Genomic DNA, 22,391 nt, shown 5'->3' with positions numbered 1-22,391 from the left:
TATTTTTCATATTTCGATATAAAGTGAAACTTTAATCAGTGGGGACTTTGTTCATCCCCACACTGATTATTAATTGAACCAAGGGATAAAAAGATAGAGGGTCTGACCAGAAAACTGGAGGGCATGATTCTATAACAGAAAGCTTAACGTTTATAGAATTATGCCTTTTTATATAGGGAGGGTAGTAAACGGGGATTTCGACAAAAATGTACTTATTTATCTGAATTTTAAGTTTTATAAAAGGAGAGAAATGGAATGAGAAGAAAAGCGCCATTTAAAGTGTTATCGTCATTAGCAATTGCGGCAATTATCGGATGCACATCTGTAATGAGTGCTCCATTAACATACGCAGAAACGCCAGCAAAAGAGAAAGATAATGTATCTACAACACCAATTGATTACAATTTAATTCAAGAAGATCGTTTAGCGGAAGCACTGAAAGAAAGAGGAACAATTAATCCAGCATCTTCTAAAGAAGAGACGAAAAAAGCTGTCGAGCAATATATTGAAAAGAAACAAGGAGATCAGGCGAATAAAGAAATTCTTCCAGATGCTCACTCACAAGAAACGTCTGATTTCACAAAAAAAGTAAAAGAGAAAAAGATGGAAGAAAAGGAAAATGTAAAAAAGGCTGAAAAAAATGTTAGCCTTGAGCAAAAGCCAGAACCAAATAAAAAGCAATTGAATGGGCAAGTTCCAACTTCAAAAGCAAAGCAAGCTCCATATAAGGGATCTGTTCGATCGGATAAAGTATTAGTGTTACTCGTTGAATTTAGTGATTATAAACATAATAATATTGATCAAACACCAGGTTATATGTATTCGAAAGACTTTAGTAGAGAACATTATCAAAAGATGTTGTTCGGTAATGAGCCGTATACTTTATTTGATGGTTCAAAAGTAAAAACGTTTAAACAATACTATGAAGAGCAGTCTGGTGGTAGTTATACGACAGATGGATATGTAACGGAGTGGCTAACTGTTCCAGGAAAAGCATCTGATTATGGAGCTGATGGTAGCAGTGGTCACGATAATAAAGGTCCAAAGGGTGCACGTGATTTAGTGAAAGAAGCTTTGCATGCAGCTGCTGAGAAAGGACTAGATTTATCCCAGTTTGATCAATTTGATAGATATGATACAAACGGGGACGGGAATCAAAATGAACCTGACGGTGTAATTGATCATTTAATGGTAATCCATGCTGGTGTTGGTCAAGAAGCTGGTGGCGGTAAATTAGGTGATGATGCGATCTGGTCACATCGTTCAAAATTAGCAGTAGATCCAGTAGCGATTGAAGGTACGAAATCAAAGGTAGATTACTTTGGTGGTAAAGTAGCAGCACATGATTACACAATTGAACCAGAAGATGGAGCTGTAGGTGTGTTTGCACATGAATTTGGACATGATCTTGGATTACCAGATGAATATGACACGAAATATACTGGAAATGGTTCACCAGTCGAAGCTTGGTCATTAATGAGTGGAGGTAGTTGGACAGGGAAAATCGCAGGAACAGAGCCGACTAGTTTTTCACCACAAAATAAAGATTTCTTACAAAAGAATATGGGTGGCAACTGGGCAAAAATATTAGAAGTAGATTACGATAAAATTAAGAGTGGTGTGGGAGTTCCTACCTATATTGATCAAAGTGTTACGAAATCAAATCGTCCAGGCGTTGTACGTGTTAACTTACCAGGTAAAAGTGTTGAAACGATTAAACCGGAGTTTGGAAAGCATGCATATTATAGTACAAGAGGCGATGATATGCATACAACGTTAGAGACACCATTCTTTGATTTAACGAAAGGAACAAATGCAAAATTCGATTATAAAGCAAATTATGAGTTAGAAGCAGAGTGCGATTTCGTCGAAGTACATGCAGTAACAGAAGATGGAACGAAAACATTAATTGATAGACTTGGGGAAAAAGTAGTCCAAGGAGATAAAGATACAACAGATGGGAAATGGATTGATAAATCATATGATTTAAGTCAATTTAAAGGCAAAAAAGTGAAACTACAATTCGACTATATTACAGATCCGGCTGTAACATATAAAGGTTTTGCGATGGACAATGTAAATGTAACTGTTGATGGACAAGTTGTATTTTCTGATGATGTAGAAGGACAGTCTAAAATGAATTTAAATGGTTTTGTTGTTTCTGATGGGACAGAGAAGAAAGCTCATTATTACTACTTAGAGTGGAGAAACTATGCGGGATCAGATAATGGTTTAAAAGCAGGAAAAGGTCCAGTGTATAATACAGGCCTTGTCGTTTGGTATGCAGATGATAGTTTCAAAGATAACTGGGTTGGGATGCATCCAGGTGAAGGATTCCTGGGTGTTGTAGATTCTCATCCAGAAGCGCTAGTTGGTAATTTAAACGGAAAACCAGCATACGGTAATACGGGCATGCAAATTGCAGATGCTGCATTTTCATTTGATAAAACACCAGCATGGAGTGTAAATTCATTAACACGTGGTCAGTTTAACTATTCTGGATTACAAGGTGTTACAACTTTTGATGATTCAAAAGTATATAGTAACAAGCAAATTGCAGACGCAGGAAGAAAAGTTCCAAACCTTGGACTTAAATTCCAAGTTGTTGGACAGGCAGAAGATAAATCGGCAGGCGCTGTTTGGATTAAACGTTAATAACATAAAAGCACATTCTTCATATGAAGAGTGTGCTTTTTGATTTGTACAGTAAGTTATTATTTTAGTTTATCCCGCATTAACGGTCAGTAAGATCCCCACCTCAAAATTCAGTGGAAGTAAAGAAGTTAGTTGGGAGATCAACTGCCCGTAAAAGCCCGATTGGTTCAACTAATAATCAGTGGGGAGGAACCAAACCCCCACTGATTAAAGTTTCACTTTATGTAATACAAGTGTTTATTCATGTGTACTGTATCAAATTATGTGGGGAAAGGAAATATTTCCGAGGAAATTGTCGAAGTATCGTCAGTATTTATAAACTTTCTGTTTAAAAGAAGAGATGTATTATTGCCTCTACGGCTCAATTTATTTACATTGTTATTTGGTTATACACAAAAGTAATATATTGGGCAAAAAGAGTTCTATTCGATAGGGCTCTTTGGTTTTGTATTTGATATACAAATATTAACCTCAATTGTTTGGAAATGTATCTTCTTGTTTAGCGTCATTTGGACTTTAACTACAGTTTTTGTTTTTCGTTTATATGAAGAAGGAGATGAGCGGTTACCTTTTATATTTAAATTAATTGGCATTATTCCAACGCTTCCATTATATTACGAGTTATATCAATATGCATTAAAAAAAAGACAACGATGGATTATCCCATCATTGTCTTTTTTACTTTGCTTCTTACATAAATCATCCCAGCAAATGTTAATAAAAATGCTGTCCCGATAATGAAGCTGACGCTAGGTGATGCTCCGATTGCGCCGACTGTAAAGGAGCCAGCAACAACTCCTAATGAGAAGAAGGCATAAAATAATCCGAATGCCTTTCCGCGATTATCGTCTGTAGTATTTTCAACGAGTAAAGCGTTAATAGATGGAAAGAGGATTGCGAATCCAATTCCATAAATCATCATTACGATAAAGAGCATACCTTTTGTAGCAAATAATCCGAGTAAAGATAATGCGAATGCCATAACTGCAATTCCGATTAGCATTAGTTTCGAACGATTAAATCGATCATAAATACGATTTGTTGGAAGTAAGAAGAAGAGGATAGCAGTTATACCAAATATACTTAACATCATGCCTGTTGTGGATGCTTTAAGCGCTAATGCCTCAACTTTTACTGGTAACATGTAAGTGACAATTCCTTGTGAAAACATTAATGTGAAAGCACCAATATATGCTTGTAATAACGGTTCTGATTTTAAAAGTTCAACCATATCTTCTTTGTTCATCATTTGTGTTCTTGATGTATCTTTTCTTGATACGTTATTTGGTAAGAAGAATAGAGATACGATCGTACCAAGAGCCATTAAAATAGAAATAGTAATGAAGACCCATTCTACGCCCGCTGTTGCTTTCATAATACCGCTGAAAGCAGGTCCTACGATTGCGGCTGTTCCAACAGCAGCACCAGATAGAGCCATTGCTTTTCCTTGTCTTTTTGCATTTGTTTGTTTTGATAAAAATGTAAAGGCAGCAGGAATTAAAAAGCCATCACTAAATCCATGCATAAAGCGCACAACTAATAGTTGTTCACCACTTTGAACAACGGTGTATAACAAGACTATGAAACTCGTAATTCCCATGCTTATATAAAGGATTTTTTTTGCACCAAATTTATCGACAGCGGCTCCAGCAATAATATTACCGATCATATTAGCGAATGAGTACATACCGACAACTAGCCCGATAATAAGAGGAGTTCCTCCAAGGCTTTGAGCGAAAGTACTCATAATAGGTAATTGTGAAAATGTATCTAAAAATGCCACGATAACGATAAAGTAAATAAAATATTTCAAGCGATATTCACCTCTCCTATGCTATTATGGCACAATGCTAATTTCACCTGCAATGAAATTGAATTAACAGATGTGGAAAAAAGTACAAAGTGACAAAATATTGAACGTTATTTGTAAAAAATTAGTGGGAATGTGATTGTTTTTTTGAAATATATGGATAGAAGTATTATAATAGAATTGTAAACTTCACCAGGTTAAGTATATACATAGAGAGGGATGTATAAAATGAAAGCACTACTTTGGCATAATCAACGTGATGTACGAGTAGAAGAAGTACCAGAACCAACAGTAAAACCAGGAACAGTGAAAATCAAAGTTAAATGGTGTGGTATTTGTGGGACAGACTTGCATGAATATTTAGCAGGGCCTATTTTTATTCCAACAGAAGAACATCCATTAACACATGTGAAAGCACCTGTTATTTTAGGTCATGAGTTTAGTGGTGAGGTAATAGAGATTGGTGAAGGAGTTACATCTCATAAAGTGGGAGACCGCGTTGTTGTAGAGCCAATTTATTCTTGTGGTAAATGTGAAGCTTGTAAACATGGACATTACAATGTTTGTGAACAACTTGTTTTCCACGGTCTTGGCGGAGAAGGCGGCGGTTTCTCTGAATATACAGTAGTACCAGAAGATATGGTTCATCACATTCCAGATGAAATGACGTATGAACAAGGTGCGCTTGTAGAACCAGCAGCAGTAGCAGTTCATGCAGTACGTCAAAGTAAATTAAAAGAAGGGGAAGCTGTAGCGGTATTTGGTTGCGGTCCAATTGGACTTCTTGTTATCCAAGCAGCTAAAGCAGCAGGAGCAACTCCTGTTATTGCAGTTGAACTTTCTAAAGAACGTCAAGAGTTAGCGAAATTAGCAGGTGCGGATTATGTATTAAATCCAGCAACTCAAGATGTGTTAGCTGAAATTCGTAACTTAACAAATGGTTTAGGGGTAAATGTTAGCTTTGAAGTAACAGGTGTTGAAGTTGTACTACGTCAAGCGATTGAAAGTACAAGCTTTGAAGGACAAACTGTAATTGTTAGTGTATGGGAAAAAGACGCAACAATTACTCCAAATAATTTAGTATTAAAAGAAAAAGAAGTTATTGGTATTTTAGGATACCGTCACATCTTCCCAGCCGTTATTAAATTAATTAGCTCTGGTCAAATTCAAGCAGAGAAATTAATTACGAAAAAAATTACAGTCGATCAAGTTGTTGAAGAAGGATTTGAAGCACTGGTAAAAGATAAAACACAAGTGAAAATTCTTGTTTCACCTAAATAAGATAGAATCGAATAAAGTAGCCCTTTTCTAGAAATAGAAGAGGGCTACTTTTTTTCTATACTGAAAGGTGATAGACTTTCCTTTGACTCAATGTATTTTTGTTTGGAAGGGAGAATCTAATGCTTTCATTTTTGTTAACTTTAAAGCGAATGTTAAGAGCCTGTTTACGAGCGTGGAAAGATAAAGAATTTCAAGTATTATTTGTATTAACAATTCTGACTTTAATATCGGGTACGATTTTTTATAGTACAGTTGAAGGATTACATCCTATTGACGCTTTATATTTTAGTGTGGTCACGTTGACGACTGTCGGTGATGGGAATTTTAGTCCGCAAACTGATTTCGGAAAGATATTTACAATCTTATACATATTTATTGGGATTGGACTAGTGTTTGGATTTATTCATAAGTTAGCAGTTAATGTACAATTGCCAAGTATATTATCGAATAGAAAAAAAGAGTAAAGCATTCAGATGCTTTACTTTTTTTTTACATTAGTTTAGACAAGCCTTAATAATAGTTTATTAAAATGAAAGTGTATTCATTCATTATATTCACTGTGTATAAAGTTATAATGATATGAACATTTGCATATTTTAATTTAGTGATAGAAATTTCGTGAAAGGTGGGATATTCTAGTCATAGGTTAACCGGACGACATCATAGGATCCTAACAAAATGTTTACAATAATTCAATTATAAAATGGAGGATTTTATATGAAAAAGAAAGTACTTGCTTTAGCAGCAGCTATTACATTAGTTGCTCCATTACAAAGTGTTGCATTTGCTCATGAAAATGATGGGGCACAGAGATTTGGAGTTATTCCGCGCTGGTCTGCTGAAGATAAACATAAAGAAGGCGTGAATTCTCATTTATGGATTGTAAACCGTGCAATTGATATTATGTCTCGTAATACAACACTTGTAAAACAAGATCGAGTTGCACTATTAAATGAATGGCGTACGGAGTTAGAGAACGGTATTTATGCTGCTGACTATGAAAATCCTTATTATGATAATAGCACATTTGCTTCACATTTCTATGACCCTGACAATGGGAAAACTTATATTCCGTATGCAAAGCAAGCAAAGGAAACAGGAGCTAAATATTTTAAATTAGCTGGTGAGTCTTATAAAAATAAAGATATGAAACAAGCGTTCTTCTATTTAGGATTATCTCTTCATTATTTAGGGGATGTAAACCAACCGATGCATGCGGCAAACTTTACGAATCTATCGTATCCACAAGGATTCCATTCTAAATATGAAAACTTTGTAGATACGATAAAAGATAATTATAAAGTAACGGATGGAAATGGATATTGGAACTGGAAAGGTACGAATCCAGAAGATTGGATTCATGGAGCAGCAGTAGTTGCGAAACAAGATTACGCTGGCATTGTAAATGATAATACGAAAGATTGGTTCGTGAGAGCTGCTGTATCACAAGAATATGCAGATAAATGGCGCGCTGAAGTTACACCAATGACAGGTAAGCGTTTAATGGATGCACAACGTGTTACTGCTGGATATATTCAGCTTTGGTTTGATACGTACGGAAATCGTTAAGTATTTAAAAAAGGTCAAATCTCAGAATAGAGTATTTGGCCTTTTTATCACTATACAATACATGGGGGTATGAAACGTGAAATGTAAATTGCTAAAAGGTGTACTTAGCTTAGGTGTTGGTTTAGGAGCTTTATATAGCGGAACGTCAGCTCAAGCAGAAGTGTCTACAAATCAAAATGATACATTAAAAGTGATGACGCATAATGTATATATGCTATCAACAAACTTATATCCGAACTGGGGACAAACTGAGCGTGCTGATTTAATCGGGGCGGCAGATTATATAAAGAATCAAGATGTAGTTATATTAAATGAAGTGTTTGATAATAGCGCTTCAGATCGTTTATTAGGGAATTTGAAGAAAGAATATCCAAATCAAACAGCAGTATTAGGTCGTAGTAGTGGAAGTGAATGGGATAAAACGTTAGGAAACTATTCATCTTCAACTCCTGAAGATGGTGGCGTTGCGATTGTGAGCAAATGGCCAATCGCTGAAAAGATTCAATATGTATTTGCAAAAGGATGCGGGCCAGATAATTTATCGAATAAAGGATTTGTATACACGAAAATTAAGAAAAATGATCGCTTCGTTCACGTGATTGGTACACATTTGCAAGCGGAAGATAGTATGTGCGGAAAAACTTCACCTGCATCTGTACGTACAGACCAATTAAAAGAAATTCAAGACTTTATTAAAAATAAAAATATACCAAATAATGAGTATGTGTTAATTGGCGGTGATATGAACGTAAATAAAATTAATGCAGAGAACAAGAATGATTCAGAGTATGCATCTATGTTTAAAACATTGAACGCTTCTGTACCATCTTATACTGGACATACAGCGACTTGGGACGCAACGACAAACAGTATTGCAAAATATAATTTCCCTGATAGTCCTGCTGAGTATTTAGATTATATTATTGCAAGTAAAGACCATGCGAACCCATCATATATAGAGAATAAGGTGTTACAGCCGAAATCTCCACAATGGACTGTTACATCGTGGTTCCAAAAATATACGTATAATGATTACTCTGATCATTATCCAGTAGAGGCGACTATTTCTATGAAGTAGTTTCAAAAAGTTTCTTCGTAAAGAAGAAACTTTTTTTATTTGCAAACAGGAAAATCACACTTTCTTTCCAATATGTATAAGACATATTGAGAAGAGGAGAGAAAAATGTGGATCGAGGAATTTTTAAAGAAGTTCCATTACCGTGTGCATTTTTGGATGAAATGGCTTTAGATAGAAATATTCAATCGATTATAGAGTTAAGTGGAAATAAGAAGATTCGTATAGCGAGTAAATCGTTACGCTCTGTTCCGATTATGCAAAAGATTTTAGCTGCAAATGATCGATTTCAAGGTATTATGTGCTTTTCACCTAGAGAGATTTTATTTTTAATAGAACAAGGATTTAATGATTTATTGCTTGGATATCCTGCTTACGATGAAAGAGCTCTGTATGAAATTAGTTTGTTAACAAAGAAAGGTTTCATTATAACTTGTATGGTGGATTGTGAAGAGCATATTGTGTATTTAGAAAGCATTGCTGAGAAATCTAAAGGATGTTTTCGTGTTTGTTTGGATATTGATATGAGTAGTCGTTTCTTTCAATTTCATTTTGGTGTACAAAGGTCCCCAGTAAAAAATGTGCAGGATGCGTTGAAAGTAGTAGAAAAGGTGAGAAGGTCATCATATTTAATGTTAGATGGTGTAATGGGTTATGAAGCTCAAATTGCTGGGGTGGGAGATCATATACCGAATCAATGGTTGAAAAGTAAAATAATTTCATATTTAAAGCAGAAATCAGTGCTAGAAGTGAAAGAAAGAAGAGAACATATTGTAAAAGCAATACAAAACCTTGGTATTGAGCTAAGGTTTGTAAATGGAGGCGGAACAGGAAGTATAAAAACAACCGAGAAAGATAATTCAGTTTCAGAGATTACAATAGGTTCTGCTTTTTATTCTCCGAAGCTGTTTGATTATTATAAAGAGGTGAAATTTTATCCAGCGGTCGGATTTGCCTTACCAGTTGTGCGTAAACCAGCCCCGTTTATTTACACTTGCCTAGGTGGTGGATATATTGCTTCAGGAGCAGTTGGAAAAGATAAAGAGCCTGAAGTTTGGAGACCGAAGGGTGCAAAACTATTAGCTTTAGAAGGTGCTGGCGAGGTACAAACGCCAATTTTTTATAAAGGTGAGGAACGAGTGGATATAGGAGAGTCCATTTTGTTTCGCCATAGTAAAGCTGGTGAGTTATGTGAGCGTTTTCCCTTTTTGTATCGTGTTAAAAAAGGAGAGATTGTTGGGGAGTATTCAACATATCGGGGGGATGGCCAATGCTTTCTATAAAGGGACAAAAGTGGAGAAATTGGACAGGGAATGTAGAAGGAACGCCGCATTATACGATGTATCCAGAAAGTATACAAGATGTAGTAGAAGTTGTGGGACTTGCGCGAAAAAAGGGGAAGAAAATTCGTGTTGTCGGTTCAGGACATTCGTTTACACCCCTTGTGCAAACGGAAGAAGTTTTAGTTTCTTTAGATGAATTGAAGGGTATTGTGAATATTGATGCAGAGAAGATGGTTGCTGAAGTATGGGCAGGAACAAAGTTATATGATTTAGGGAAGTTACTTGAGGAAAAAGGGTATGCGCAAGAAAATTTAGGGGATATTGATTCGCAATCTATTGCAGGAGCGATTAGTACGGGGACTCATGGAACGGGTATTACCTTTGGGAGCTTATCAACACAAGTTATAGAGATTACGGCAGTTCTATCTAATGGTGAGAGTATAGTTTGTTCGGAAGCTGAGAACGTAGAATATTGGAGAGCGTTTCAGTTGTCACTTGGAATGTTAGGTATCATTGTAAAGATAAAATTGAAGGTTATTCCAGCGTATTCACTCGTTTATGAAAGTGAAAAACAGTCATTATCCACTGTAATGAACAAACTAGAAGAATATAAGAAGCATCGTCATTTTGAATTTTTCGTTTTTCCTTATTCTGATGAAGTACAAGTAAAACTTACGAACGAAACAACGAATCAAGGCAGTGATTTGAAATGGCATAAACTAAAGGTGGAGTTACTTGAAAATAGGATGTTCTCTTTACTATCTAAAGGGTGTAAATGGTTTCCTTCTATAAGTAAAGGAGTGAGTCGATTATCAGCTAAAGCTGTACCAAACACAAAAATAATTGGCCCGAGCTATGAAGTATTTGCTACATCACGTACGGTACCATTTTATGAAATGGAGTATAGCATTCCTTCAAAGTATATGAGGACGGTTGTAGAAGAAATCTCAAATCTTATTGAAAAGAAAAAGTATAAGGTGCACTTTCCGATCGAATGCCGCTATGTAAAAGGGGATGATATATGGCTTAGTCCAGCCTATGGAAGAGATTCAGCGTATATCGCTGTTCATATGTATAAAGGTATGAAATATGCTGCTTACTTTGGCGAAGTGGAAAAAATTTTTCTGAAGTATGAAGGGCGTCCGCATTGGGGGAAAATGCATACATTATCATATGAGCAATTACAAGATATATATCCAGAGTTTCATTCGTTTTTACAGGTGAGGAAATCTCTAGATGAACTTGGAATGTTTTTTAATCCTTATGCAGAAAAGTTATTTATCCCGCTATTTGCCGGGCAGTAAGACCCCCACTGATTAAAGTTTCATATTATGTATATAAAAAAGCTGACAAATAATTATTTGTCAGCTTTTTTTAGTGTAATTGCATTTCTTGTATGACTAATATGTTCATAAAATAGTAGTTTATCACGGCTAAATACATGCAGTAAAATATGAATAATGAATAGGCCGTTAATGATAAATAGGAATAACAATGTAACGAGTAATACTAAAGGCTCTGTGTGATTTAAAATAGAGCTACTAGAAAGAATATAATTGATTCCGCCTAGCGCAAAATAAAATATACCGTAGCGAATAAATAGTTCTTTTAATGTAATACGATTTGATTTTCCTTTCACGTGAATGCGAAGCAATGCTTTCCCAATTGTTTTTCCATTCGTAAAGTATGGAATAATAATAAAGTAAATAAGGATTGAACACGTAATGAAAATGAGTTCATACATATTGGTGTAAGATTGCATATTAGAAACGAAGAAAGAATTTCCTTTGTTTTTAACGACAGGTACGACGATAGATAAGAAAATCCAATCAATTTGCATTGCGATAAGGCGACGAATGAATCCGACTGGTTTCGTTTCCAAATTAATATGACTATCTAACTCGTTTGTCTTCGGAAGGAAGTACGTAAATATTGGTGCAATGATAAAACCAATTACGCCACCTAATGTATTTAAAAACAAATCATCGATATCAAATAATCGGTATGCACAATTGTATATACCGTATAATCCAGTCACTTGTGTTAGCTCAAAAAATAGTGAAAGGAAAAAGGAAATGCAAATTGTTTGTAAGAAACTACGTCGGAAATAATAACGTAAGTAAATGCCGAATGGAACAGTTAATAGAACATTAAAGGCAACTTGTAAAAACGCAGACTCTTTTAATAAGTAGAAATAAGTAGTTGGTTTCGTTAAAACTGCCGATGTATGACTACTAATCTCTTGTATGAAATAAAATGGTGAGAGTTGCATGTGTTGTGTATTAGCCGGTTGTAGGCTACAAGTATCAAACGTTTGTGGCAACGGCAAAATAACAAGAAAATAGGCATTTAATAAGTAAAGTAATAATGAGTATAAAATAAATGAGCGCCATTTATTTAAATAACCGTATTTTCGATAATTAAATATTAAAAAAGGAATTAAAAGAAACATTGCTAAAAAGGGAAATAAAATAAATGCTGTTTTCACTGGAAATAAATATGCAGTCAAAGTAAAACTCCTTTCAATAAAAATTCGTTTATCATTATAGCGCTAAAAATATTTAAATACAAAGTTAAAATCTTTCGAAATAGAAATAATTACTAATTTTATAGGAATTAAGTTATAATAAATTTAATATGAGGATATTATGATTATATAAGTTGAGAGAGGGTACAAGAGATGCGATATGAACTTTTTTCTGTAAGTGGGGATCATATTACGACTTTTGAAAGTGCATGGCGTTTTCAGGAGGGAGAACAGATTTTTGTTCATGATGATCAAACAAAACGAAACTTTATTATTATTCGGCTGACGCATGATGTATTTCAACAAAATAAACATGTTATTCGTTTGTATTGTCAAGAGAAGAAAGTGTATGCATAAGAGAAGCCCTCTTACAGTATGAAAAATAAGAGGGTCCTTACCTCGTTATTTGTGAACAGCCCAATTGATGAGGGCTGATTAAAGTTTCGCTTTATCATTTTATCCCTCGTAAGGAATAAAAAGAGAAGGGTTAATGCACATAGGTAGCATTTGATTTGGAAGAAAGGATATAGCCTTGTATTTTTTGCTTCAAAGTTTCATTGCCTTCTTTTTGAGAAAGCCATGTATGGTAATCTTGTTGTGTTTTCCATAACATACGAATCATATATTCTGCCTTATCATTTGTACGATGAACATGTGAAAACTCTATGTTAATACAACCGTTCGTTCCAGGGGAAGGATAATATTGTTTAAGCCCATAAAATAGCTCATTTTCATATCCGTACTTAATGTGAATGAGTTTAGTAACTATAAACATATAAACACCTCTTTTACGATAATAGTAGGAAAGATAGAATTACTGTAATAGTGAACTTAAATAATATTATACTATTCAGAAAATTCAAAGTAAATGATAGGTTTTAACTTAATAAAGGTATAAAAAAGCGAGTCATTCTATTACACTAGATGACTCGCTTTCAATTTGTAAGTTTTACTTTATAAGAAAATAAGAGTAAGTACACCTACGATAATACAATAGAAAGAGAAATATTTTAAATTTCCTTTTGCCATAATGTTCATAAACCATTTTAGTGAAATATACGTCATGATAAATGTTGCGATGAATGCAACGACATATGGTACGAATAATGTGTCTAGATTTGGATCATTTGCAATGTCTGTAATGCTTAACAACAAGCCACCTAAGCTAACAGGAATGTATAGTAAGAATGAGAAGCGAAGAGCTGTTTCTTGCTTCATACCAAGTAACATTGCTGCTACGATTGTGGCACCAGATCGGCTTATTCCGGGAATCAGTGCGCAAGCTTGTGCTAATCCGACGATGATTGCATCTTTCATAGAAAGGTCGCCATCATTTTTACGACCGCGTAAATTTCTAATAATCCAAAGGCCGACAGCAGTAATAAGAAGGGAAATCCCAACCATCTTCACACCTTTTAAGTACTGATCGATGTAATCTTTAAATAAAACACCAATAACACCTGCTGGAATGGTTGCAATAACAAGATAAATAATAAAGAAGAAATCTGATTTTGCGTCTTCTGCTCTTGTAAATATATAAGAGAGACCATTCTTCGTTAGACGAATTAAATCATTTCTATAAATAAGTAATACAGCTAATAATGAAGCTGAATTAACAAGTAGTTCGAAGCTAAACCCTTCTATTTTTAGTCCTAGCAAATGTTGTGCTAAAACGAGATGACCACTTGAAGAAATCGGAATTGGTTCTGTTAGTCCTTGGAACAGACCGAGAATTAAATATTTTAAAACGTAGTAAAATTGTTCCATAATAACCTCCTTGTTTATTAGTTGAAAGAAACAACTTTTCCATTATAACAAAGATATGGATGAATATTGAAAAGAAATAAATATTCAAAATAAAATAAAAATCCCTTATAGCAGTATAAGGGATTTTTATTTTTAATTAAGAAGTTACTGTTTCTTGAAGACTTTTAGACAATTGAACATCGACTTTTTCAGCATCATGAATATGATTCATAATAGTAGTATTTAATTTTTGGAACATTTGTTGTGTGTTAGCGAATTCTCGTAATATGTCATCATTACAAGACTTTTGGTTTTCGATAGCCTTAATAACATTTGTAGCACCATTTTGTAACGTTTGAATCATAACTAAAATATTTTCAATTCTAGCATTTGTATCGGCGCTCATTTCTACACCTTCATCGACTAAATGTAAATTATCTTTTGTGTTATCATATGCTTTTTCAATTTCTTCTTGAATTTTTTTCGTTAAGTTGCCGATGTTTTTTGTACTTTCTGCTGTACTTTCCGCTAGTTTTCTTACCTCATTGGCAACGACAGCGAATCCTTTACCGTGCTCCCCAGCACGTGCGGCTTCAATACTCGCATTTAATGCAAGTAAATTTGTTTGTGCTGCAATGTTTTGAATGACTTCTACAATTTGCTCGATTTCCTTTGAGCGTTCGCTTAGATGATTCATACTATTAGACGTGCGTTGAGATTGTTCACCTAATTTATTAATTACAATAAGTAAGCGGTGAACGGATTCTTTTCCTTCATTAGAGCAGTCAATAATTTCTGCAATAGACTGAATTAAGCTTTGTTCCTTTTGTAACATTTCATTATTTAACTCATTGGAATGTGTCGTACGTGTTGAAACATTTTCGAAACATGAACTTAATTGTTGAACTAAATTTTGAAGTGTATTGTGTTGGTTATTTACAAGTTGATGCTCTTGGACAACGCTTTGTACACGATCGTGGATAGTAGAAATAGTCTCTTGCTTTTCAATATCCTTTTGTTTTAATTCTAATTCTAATTCTTGTATACGCTCTTCTAATTGAGCAATTGTATGTTGGAGTGATTTTTTTTGAGTAAACATGTATTTATTTCAACCGCCTTCGAAAGTTATATTTTCTCTATATTTGGATTTTAGCATCTTTTGTATTTTTTAAATATAGGAATTGTTAAATATTTAAGAATCTATTACATTTTATTCATAATTCTCTTTTTTTCGTCACGAAAAATAAACTGTATTTAATCGTTTTGTAAACAAACTGTAAAATAAATCATGTATAACTGTATAAGAAGGGAGTCGGATTATGAACTATTTTAAGCGAATCAGCTGTCTAGTATTAGCAGGAATTATCGGTCTTTCTAGTACAGTCGCTGTTAAAGCAGAGTCAAACGACGAGAAACTTAACAACATGCAACAGCAATTGCAACAAAACGATGCAGAAATGCAAAAGAAAGAGCAAGAAAAGCAAGCTGTTAGTAAAGAAATTAAAGGTATCGAAAACGAACTACATAATTTAAATAATACAATTGCAAAAAATAAAGAGGATCAAGCTGCTATTCAACGTAAAATCGATGAAACACATAAGCAGATTGAGCAAAAAAAGCAAGAAATTGTCGTTTTGGAGGATAAAGTCCTTGCTCGTAAAGATATTATGAGAAAACGTATGGTTTCTGTTCAAAACAGTTCAAATACAAGTTTAGTAGTAGAAGTTGTAGTAGAGTCAAAAAACTTTGCAGACTTCTTACAACGTATGAACGCAGTTTCTACTATTCTAGAAGCTGATAAAGAAATTTTACGTCTACAAGAACAAGATCTTCGTCAAATTGAAGAAGATAAGAAAACAATTGACGAAAAAGAAGCATCTTTAGTAGTAGACAAACAAAAATTAGCAAAAGCGCAAGCTGAACTGCAAGATAACTTGAAAAAACGTCAAGATAACTTACAAACAGTTCAAGCTAAATATAATGAAGTTGCAAGTCAACTTAATTTAGCAGCGGAAGAAAAAGCTAAAATTGAATCAAATATGAAGACAGTACAAGAAACGATTGCTCGTGAGCAAGAAGCAGCAAGAATCGCAGCAGAAGAGCGTGCAAAAGCAGAAGCGGCTGCAAAAGCAGAGCAAGAAGCTTTAGCGAAAGCACAAGCAGAAATTGCTGAAAAGCAAAAGCAGGAAAAAGCTAGTAAACCAGCTGAACCTGTAGCAAAAAATACAGAAACAGAGTCTAAGCCTGATACGAAACCAACTCAAGGTGGAAAAGAATTTTACGTAACAGCAACCGCTTATACAGCTGACCCATCTGAAAACGGCTATAAACCGGGTGAAACTGTAAAATCTAAGTTAGGACATAATTTAACTGCAAATCCAAACATGAAATTAATTGCTGTAGATCCATCTGTTATCCCATTAGGTTCTACTGTATATGTAGAAGGATATGGAACAGCAATTGCTGGAGATACTGGTAGTGCAATAAAAGGGCATATCATTGATCTATTAATGCCAAATTCAGCTCAAGCTAATGACTGGGGTAGAAGAACAGTTAAAGTTAAAATTTTAAACTAACAAGTAATCCAACTTTACAATACGTAAAGTTGGATTTTTTTATAATAATAATGTTAAGTTGAGTTTACATTTTGTTAAGGATAGCATACAATAATGGTGAGAGGTGGTAAATTTGACCATTTTAAATAGAGTAAAAGAATTAAGAGCTCGTTTTAACTTTACGCAAAGTGTATTAGCAGAAAAGGTTGGAGTAACGAGACAAACAATTGCTGCAATTGAAAAAGGGGATTACGTTCCTTCGTTGTTATTAGCACTTACAATTTGTGATGTGTTTCAGTTAAAGATGGAAGATGTGTTTGTTTTAAATAAGGAGGGGGAAGAGGATGAATAGAATTGTTTTTTCTTATATCATAAACGTGCTTTATACTGCTTTAGCATGCTGGACATTTGTTGAATTTTATAGTGTCATTACAGAGTTAGCAGATATAATTAAAAACGAGAAATTCCCATTTGAAGTATGGTTTAATGGAGTACCATTCATTTTATTATTTATTGGAGCAATTATAGTTACAATTTTTTATAGAATTCAAAAGAAAAAATATAAGAATTTATCTTTTTGGATGTATCCATTATTATTTCCGCTAGAAGATGAACGTGAAAAAGCGATTACGGATAAAGCTTGTCGAACAACATTTGTATCGTTATGGTTTGTGTTACCTTGTGCAGTTGGATTTTTAACTTTTTCGCCTATTATTAATGAATATCTTCCTGGATACCCATTATATATTCTATTTTCTATTTTCTTTATTCAAATGACAGTATTTCACGTATCACTATACAGAAATAAATTAGCTTAAAAAGAAACCTTCTTGCACTGGCAAGAAGGTTTCTTTTTAAGCTAATACTTGTACATATAGCGATATTATTTTATCATTTTATATAGAGTAAGATTTTGTAAGGGAAAGGAACTGTGTATGAATAAGCAAAGAATTTATAGTATAGTAGCAATTCTGCTATTTGTTGTAGGTGGCGTATTAATTGGAAAGCCATTTTATGATGGATATCAGGCTGAAAAGAAACAGACTGAAAATGTGCAGGCTGTTCAAAAGATGGATTATGAAAAGCATGAGACGGAATTTGTAGATGCTTCCAAAATTAATCAACCAGACTTGGCGGAAGTAGCGAATGCATCATTAGATAAGAAACAAGTAATTGGTCGTATTTCGATTCCAAGTGTTTCAGTAGAACTGCCTGTTTTAAAAGCTTCTACTGAAAAAAACTTATTATCAGGTGCAGCGACAGTAAAAGAGAATCAAGTTATGGGAAAAGGAAATTACGCATTAGCAGGACATAATATGTCTAAAAAAGGTGTTTTATTTAGTGATATAGCTTCTTTGAAAAAAGGCGATAAAATTTATTTGTATGACAATGAAAATGAATATGAGTATACGGTTACTGGTGTATCTGAAGTAACTCCTGATAAGTGGGAAGTTGTAGAGGATCATGGGAAAGATGAGATAACGCTTATTACATGTGTATCTGTAAAGGATAATTCTAAGCGTTATGTTGTTGCTGGTGATTTAGTAGGAACGAAGGCGAAGAAGTAAAAAAGAAGGTGAACTCTTTAAAGAGTTCACCTTCTTTTTTTACTAATGTTGAGAAATAATAGAATATTTTGGTTTGTATTCAAATATTATTCTATTTATGTATAATAAAGTTAGGATTCTATATTTTGGGAGGAACAAGAGTGAGACAACAGGTGAAGAAACTTCTTTTAACAACGAGTATAGCGTTATTGGTAGCTCCAATTTCAGCTTATGCACATCCAGGGCGTACAGATGCTAATGGCGGACATACGTGTCGTACAAATTGTGAGAAATGGGGATTACAGTACGGGGAATATCATTATCACAATAAACCAGCTTCTAGTAGTGGCGCAACGAGCCCAGCTCCTAGCCAGAATAATAATAGTGCTGTAGAAGCTGAGAGACAAGTAGAAGCACAGCGCAATACTGAGGCGGAAAAACAACGTGCTGCAGAAGCGCAACGCAACGCTGAGGCGGAAAAACAACGTAATGCAGAAGCACAGCGTAAAGCTGAAGAAGAGAGACAACGTGTAGCCGAGGAACAAAGAAAAGCTGAAGAGGCACGTAAGCAAGAGGAAGCGCAGCGCCAAGCTGATATGGAAAAAGGTCAACTTGAAGGTCAAAAGAATGGAGAAACTGATTTTAAAGCAGGAAAAAATGATGCAGAAGTGCATGTAGCTAGAAAATCTGATGCATATAAACAAGCGTTTAAAGCGACTTATGCAGCCGTATGGTCTTTAGAAGAGCAGAAGAAAACGCATTTTGAAAAAGGAAAAGAACAAGGTTTAGCACAAGAGACGATGGACGATAGTCAAGTTGCTCCAGAGTTTAAGGTAAACTTTGCAGACGGATTCAAAGTAGGGAATAAAGAAAGAACAGAAAAAATTGAAAAAGAGCAAGCTGAGTTAGGGGAAAAGACAGGGAAAGAACTAGCTGAAAAGAATCCTGGAAATAGAGAGAAAGAAGTATACGTGAAGGCATATGAAACAGCGTATGAAAAAGGCTATAAGTCTACAAAAAAGGCAGTAGAAAAGGCTGGCTATAAGTATGCATTTGAAAACTATGATTTAAAAGTTCCTGCTAAGTATGAAAGAAATGAATTGTTAAAGAAATGGTTTACTGAAGGATTTAAATCGAATAAAAAAGCAGCGGAAATTCGAGAAGAAGGGTATAAAAAGGGAGACAGCTGGTTCTCATTCTTCTATAAGAGTTTCGTACCAAGTGAATATAAAGAACATAAAGTGCTGTACGAACAAGCAATTGAAAAAGGTAAAACAGCATAAAAAAAGATGAGGAGAAATTCCTCATCTTTTTTAATCCATCCATTTCACTAATTTCTTAGAAATTAATAATAAAACACAACCTAGTACAATTGCCACAGCACCAATAACTGTGAATACTTCAGCGTATCCAAGTGAAGTTGTGAAGCTTGCAAGTTGTCCGCCTAAAATGTTGGCGATACCTGAACTTGCTAGCCATACACCCATTAGTAAAGATGCTAATTTTACCGGAGCAAGCGCACTAACCATTGATAGTCCGACAGGTGATAAGAATAGCTCACCTAACGTATGGAAAAGATACGTAAAGACGATAAACAGTAAGTTTGCTTTTTCTGTAATGTTATGTTCATCACTACCTGTTTTTAATGTAGCGATAACGAGAATGATATAACCGATACCGAGCAAGATCATACCAAGTCCCATTTTAGTTGGGATTTTTAAATCACCCTGCTTGCGAGTTGCAAGTTTTGCCCATAATGCAGAAATGACTGGAGCAAGCAAAATAATAAATAATGGATTGACCGATTGGAACCAAGATGTTGGAACTTCCCATCCGAACACAGAGCGGTCTACAAATTTGTTTGTATATAATGTTAATGAGCTACCAGCTTGTTCAAAGCCAGCCCAGAAGAAGACAACGAAGCATGTTAAAATGACGATAACTGCGGTACGTTGTTTTTCTTTTTTTGTTAATGGTGTATCTCCTACTGCTGGTTGTCCAGCAGCTGTTTGTAAATCGCGAGTTGGTTTTTTACCGATATTACCAAGGAAGCGATTTGATAGTGTTGTAAATAAAATTTGTCCAATAATCATTCCGATTGAAGCGGCTAAGAAACCGTAACGGAATCCGTAATGTACAACGCCATCAACTGTTGTTTTGAATAAATTTTCTGATAAAAATCCGCAAACGAGTGGAGCTAAAAATGACCCGACGTTAATACCCATATAGAAAATGGTAAATGCACTATCACGTTTTGGATCGTTCTCTTCGTATAATTCTCCAACCAGTGTAGAGATGTTCGGTTTGAAGAATCCGTTACCGATAATAATAAGCGCTAATCCGAGGTATAGGCCTAATTGGTTTTGCAAGGCAAATAGTGTAAGGTTACCGATTGCCATTGTTATACCACCAATTGTGATTGCTTTTCGTCTACCTAGAAAACGGTCTGTTAAGTATCCACCAATCATTGGTGTGAAATAACAGGCTCCAGTATAAAATCCGTAAATAGAGAGTGCCCATGCGGGACTAAACCCAAGACCACCGCTTACTAAAGCTGTCGTTAAATATAATGTTAATAATCCTCGTAATCCATAGTAACTAAATCTTTCCCACATTTCTGTAAAGAAGAGTAAGTATAAACCTGGAGGATGTTTCTTTTTTCTTTGTTGTTCTCTTTCTAGTTGTATCGCTGATTCCATGTTATTTTCCTCCTGACACAAACAAAAACAAAGTTAATAATTTTGTACATTTAATATTTTACCTTATTAACTATTATAAGTCAATAAAGGTTGATTTTTCAGAAGAAATTGGAAAAGAGGAATAGCTATAGAATGGGTGTTTCTTTTGTGATAGACTATGGACTATGTTTTCTTTGCAAGGAAGCGGGTTATTGTACTTTTTTATATGTGAAATTGATTTCATAAAAGATGAAATTAAAGAAGGAGAAAGAAATGAAATTGTTACAGAAAAAAGAAATTTTACTTATTAGCCTTATGTTATTCTCTATGTTCTTTGGAGCAGGGAATCTGATATTTCCACCTTTCCTTGGGTATGAAGCAGGAGAACATGTTTGGATTTCATTAGTAGGGTTTATTATATCAGCAACAGGTCTTCCTATATTAGGTGTTATCTCTATTGCAAAAGCAGGAAGTTTTCAAACGTTAGCGGGTAGGGTTCATTCTTCATTTGCAATTATTTTTCCATGTATCGTGTATGTATTTATTGGACCTGGGCTTGGTATACCACGTGCGGGAAGTTTAGCCTTTGAAATGGGGCCAGGTCAGTTATTCCCTGAAGCAGGAAACGGATTATTATTGTTTTACACAGTTATTTTCTTTAGTATTGTTTACTGGTTAAGTTTATCACCATCTAAACTAATGGGGTTGTTTGGAAAAGTCTTGACGCCATTATTATTATGTATGATTGCACTCATTTTTATAAAGAGTATGTTTACAACAGTAGGAGATATGAAAGAACCAATAGGGAACTATGGCCAAGCTCCTATGTTTCAAGGGTTTTTAGATGGATATTTAACAATGGATGCGTTAGCTGCTTTAATCTTTGGAATTGTTATTGCAAATGCATTACGTGCAAAGGGTATTGAAGATGATAAAGGTTTAGCGAAATATATGAGTATTGCTGGAATTGGGGCAGGACTATTATTATCGATTATTTATGTCATCCTTGGATATGTGGGGGCAATTAGTGGCTCATTAGGAACATTTGATAACGGTGCGAAAGTGTTAGCACAAGTTATGATTACATTATTTGGACAGGGCGGAGTCGTTTTATTAGGTCTTATTTTTACTATCGCGTGTTTATGTGTTTCAATTGGACTTGTTACGTCTTGTAGTCAATTTTTTGCGAGTGCATTTCCGAAAGTATCTTATAAATTGTGGGCATTTATAGTAAGCGTTGTTAGTATGATTTTAGCTAATTTAGGGTTAACGCAAATTTTAAAAGTATCAGTACCAATTCTTGGATTTATTTATCCAATTGCGTTAACGCTTATTATTCTAGGGTTATTCCATCAGTATATTGGAAAGTATGCATACGTATATGCAGTAACTGTTTTGGTTGTAGCGTTATTTAGTGCAATTGACATTTTAAATAAAAATGTAATGATGAATCAGTGGACGTCAGCATTAAAATACATCCCGTTTTATACAGAAGGCGTTGGGTGGATTGTTCCAGCTATTGTAGGCATGTGTCTTGGTTTTATCGTTAGCATTTTTCTAAATAAGAATAAATGAGTAAAAAGGTGTTTTCCTATTTTGGGAAGACACCTTTCTTTTTTTGGAAAAATACTATTGAAAATGAATAGACTAAGAGTATGATAAAGA

20 protein-coding genes and 1 pseudogene are annotated in these 22,391 nt (G+C 34.6%); 15 read left to right on the top strand and 6 right to left on the bottom strand.

Annotation, left to right across the window (positions count from 1 at the left end; all coding sequences use genetic code 11):
* Positions 1–255 precede the first annotated feature (255 nt).
* Both inhA2 and HMAS_RS24835 read left to right on the top strand, forming a co-directional pair.
* A complete protein-coding gene (inhA2, locus tag HMAS_RS24840; RefSeq protein WP_001252990.1) occupies positions 256–2,655 on the top strand; it encodes a M6 family metalloprotease immune inhibitor InhA2 in 2,400 nt (799 codons plus the stop codon).
* A 429-nt stretch (positions 2,656–3,084) separates the two neighbouring features.
* Positions 3,085–3,393, top strand: a pseudogene (locus HMAS_RS24835) (hypothetical protein); the annotation flags it as partial.
* Here HMAS_RS24835 and HMAS_RS24830 read toward each other — a convergent pair.
* Entirely contained in the window at positions 3,314–4,468 is a 1,155-nt protein-coding gene (locus HMAS_RS24830; protein ID WP_116345074.1) for an MFS transporter, read from the bottom strand. The pseudogene HMAS_RS24835 and the gene HMAS_RS24830 sit on opposite strands and share 80 nt — an antisense overlap.
* A gap of 225 nt (positions 4,469–4,693) precedes the next feature.
* On the opposite strand from HMAS_RS24830, the gene bdhA reads away from it, so the two are divergent.
* From bdhA to HMAS_RS24800, 6 genes are all read left to right on the top strand, one after another.
* A complete protein-coding gene (gene bdhA, locus HMAS_RS24825) occupies positions 4,694–5,746 on the top strand; it encodes a (R,R)-butanediol dehydrogenase (protein WP_000645827.1) in 1,053 nt (350 codons plus the stop codon).
* 119 nt (positions 5,747–5,865) lie between these two features.
* A complete protein-coding gene (locus HMAS_RS24820) occupies positions 5,866–6,210 on the top strand; it encodes a potassium channel family protein (RefSeq protein ID WP_025710081.1) in 345 nt (114 codons plus the stop codon).
* A gap of 253 nt (positions 6,211–6,463) precedes the next feature.
* A complete protein-coding gene (gene cerA, locus HMAS_RS24815; RefSeq protein ID WP_000730995.1) occupies positions 6,464–7,315 on the top strand; it encodes a phospholipase CerA in 852 nt (283 codons plus the stop codon).
* 76 nt (positions 7,316–7,391) lie between these two features.
* Positions 7,392–8,393: a sphingomyelinase C gene (sph, locus tag HMAS_RS24810; protein ID WP_000649835.1), complete on the top strand. Its 1,002-nt coding sequence runs from the start codon at positions 7,392–7,394 to the stop codon at positions 8,391–8,393.
* A 107-nt stretch (positions 8,394–8,500) separates the two neighbouring features.
* A complete protein-coding gene (locus HMAS_RS24805) occupies positions 8,501–9,673 on the top strand; it encodes an amino acid deaminase/aldolase (RefSeq protein ID WP_006920837.1) in 1,173 nt (390 codons plus the stop codon).
* Positions 9,661–10,977 carry a D-arabinono-1,4-lactone oxidase gene (locus HMAS_RS24800; RefSeq protein ID WP_025710080.1) on the top strand — a complete coding sequence of 439 codons (1,317 nt, stop codon included), beginning with the start codon at positions 9,661–9,663 and terminating at the stop codon, positions 10,975–10,977. The genes HMAS_RS24805 and HMAS_RS24800 overlap by 13 nt, the downstream gene beginning before the upstream one ends.
* A gap of 53 nt (positions 10,978–11,030) precedes the next feature.
* Here the strand turns inward: HMAS_RS24800 and HMAS_RS24795 are convergent, their stop codons facing one another.
* Complete coding sequence (locus tag HMAS_RS24795; RefSeq protein WP_000128027.1) at positions 11,031–12,182, bottom strand: VanZ family protein; 1,152 nt, start codon at positions 12,180–12,182, stop codon at positions 11,031–11,033.
* A 171-nt stretch (positions 12,183–12,353) separates the two neighbouring features.
* On the opposite strand from HMAS_RS24795, the gene HMAS_RS24790 reads away from it, so the two are divergent.
* The gene (locus HMAS_RS24790; RefSeq protein WP_001268332.1) at positions 12,354–12,557 is read left to right on the top strand and encodes a hypothetical protein; all 204 of its coding nucleotides are present in this window, start codon (positions 12,354–12,356) and stop codon (positions 12,555–12,557) included.
* A gap of 130 nt (positions 12,558–12,687) precedes the next feature.
* Here the strand turns inward: HMAS_RS24790 and HMAS_RS24785 are convergent, their stop codons facing one another.
* From HMAS_RS24785 to HMAS_RS24775, 3 genes are all read right to left on the bottom strand, one after another.
* Complete coding sequence (locus HMAS_RS24785; protein ID WP_025710079.1) at positions 12,688–12,975, bottom strand: hypothetical protein; 288 nt, start codon at positions 12,973–12,975, stop codon at positions 12,688–12,690.
* A gap of 179 nt (positions 12,976–13,154) precedes the next feature.
* Complete coding sequence (locus tag HMAS_RS24780) at positions 13,155–13,967, bottom strand: undecaprenyl-diphosphate phosphatase (RefSeq protein ID WP_000434794.1); 813 nt, start codon at positions 13,965–13,967, stop codon at positions 13,155–13,157.
* 136 nt (positions 13,968–14,103) lie between these two features.
* On the bottom strand, positions 14,104–14,781 hold the full coding sequence (locus HMAS_RS24775; protein ID WP_000939456.1) for a methyl-accepting chemotaxis protein: 678 nt from the start codon (positions 14,779–14,781) through the stop codon (positions 14,104–14,106).
* Between the two features lie 484 nt (positions 14,782–15,265).
* On the opposite strand from HMAS_RS24775, the gene HMAS_RS24770 reads away from it, so the two are divergent.
* The 5 genes from HMAS_RS24770 (at position 15,266) to HMAS_RS24750 (ending at position 19,331) form a co-directional block, all read left to right on the top strand.
* Positions 15,266–16,522, top strand: coding sequence for a 3D domain-containing protein (locus HMAS_RS24770; protein ID WP_001105783.1), 1,257 nt, complete (start codon positions 15,266–15,268; stop codon positions 16,520–16,522).
* A 112-nt stretch (positions 16,523–16,634) separates the two neighbouring features.
* On the top strand, positions 16,635–16,853 hold the full coding sequence (locus HMAS_RS24765; RefSeq protein WP_000154019.1) for a helix-turn-helix transcriptional regulator: 219 nt from the start codon (positions 16,635–16,637) through the stop codon (positions 16,851–16,853).
* A complete protein-coding gene (locus HMAS_RS24760; protein ID WP_001080043.1) occupies positions 16,846–17,319 on the top strand; it encodes a hypothetical protein in 474 nt (157 codons plus the stop codon). The genes HMAS_RS24765 and HMAS_RS24760 overlap by 8 nt, the downstream gene beginning before the upstream one ends.
* A gap of 117 nt (positions 17,320–17,436) precedes the next feature.
* Positions 17,437–18,069, top strand: a complete 633-nt coding sequence (locus tag HMAS_RS24755) for a class A sortase (RefSeq protein ID WP_001041727.1) — start codon at positions 17,437–17,439, stop codon at positions 18,067–18,069.
* Between the two features lie 140 nt (positions 18,070–18,209).
* On the top strand, positions 18,210–19,331 hold the full coding sequence (locus HMAS_RS24750) for a YHYH domain-containing protein (protein ID WP_116345072.1): 1,122 nt from the start codon (positions 18,210–18,212) through the stop codon (positions 19,329–19,331).
* A gap of 30 nt (positions 19,332–19,361) precedes the next feature.
* Here the strand turns inward: HMAS_RS24750 and HMAS_RS24745 are convergent, their stop codons facing one another.
* Positions 19,362–20,747, bottom strand: coding sequence for a peptide MFS transporter (locus HMAS_RS24745; protein ID WP_116345071.1), 1,386 nt, complete (start codon positions 20,745–20,747; stop codon positions 19,362–19,364).
* Between the two features lie 252 nt (positions 20,748–20,999).
* Here HMAS_RS24745 and brnQ1 point away from each other — a divergent pair, with 252 nt between their 5' ends.
* The gene (gene brnQ1, locus HMAS_RS24740; protein ID WP_000771692.1) at positions 21,000–22,301 is read left to right on the top strand and encodes a branched-chain amino acid transport system II carrier protein BrnQ1; all 1,302 of its coding nucleotides are present in this window, start codon (positions 21,000–21,002) and stop codon (positions 22,299–22,301) included.
* Positions 22,302–22,391: the final 90 nt, after the last annotated feature.

The sequence above is a fragment of the Bacillus sp. HMA207 genome, from assembly GCF_003402455.1.
GTDB classification, from domain to species: domain Bacteria; phylum Bacillota; class Bacilli; order Bacillales; family Bacillaceae_G; genus Bacillus_A; species Bacillus_A cereus.
The sequence above is the reverse complement of the archived record's forward strand: the minus strand, read 5'-3'. Positions and strand labels throughout refer to the sequence as shown.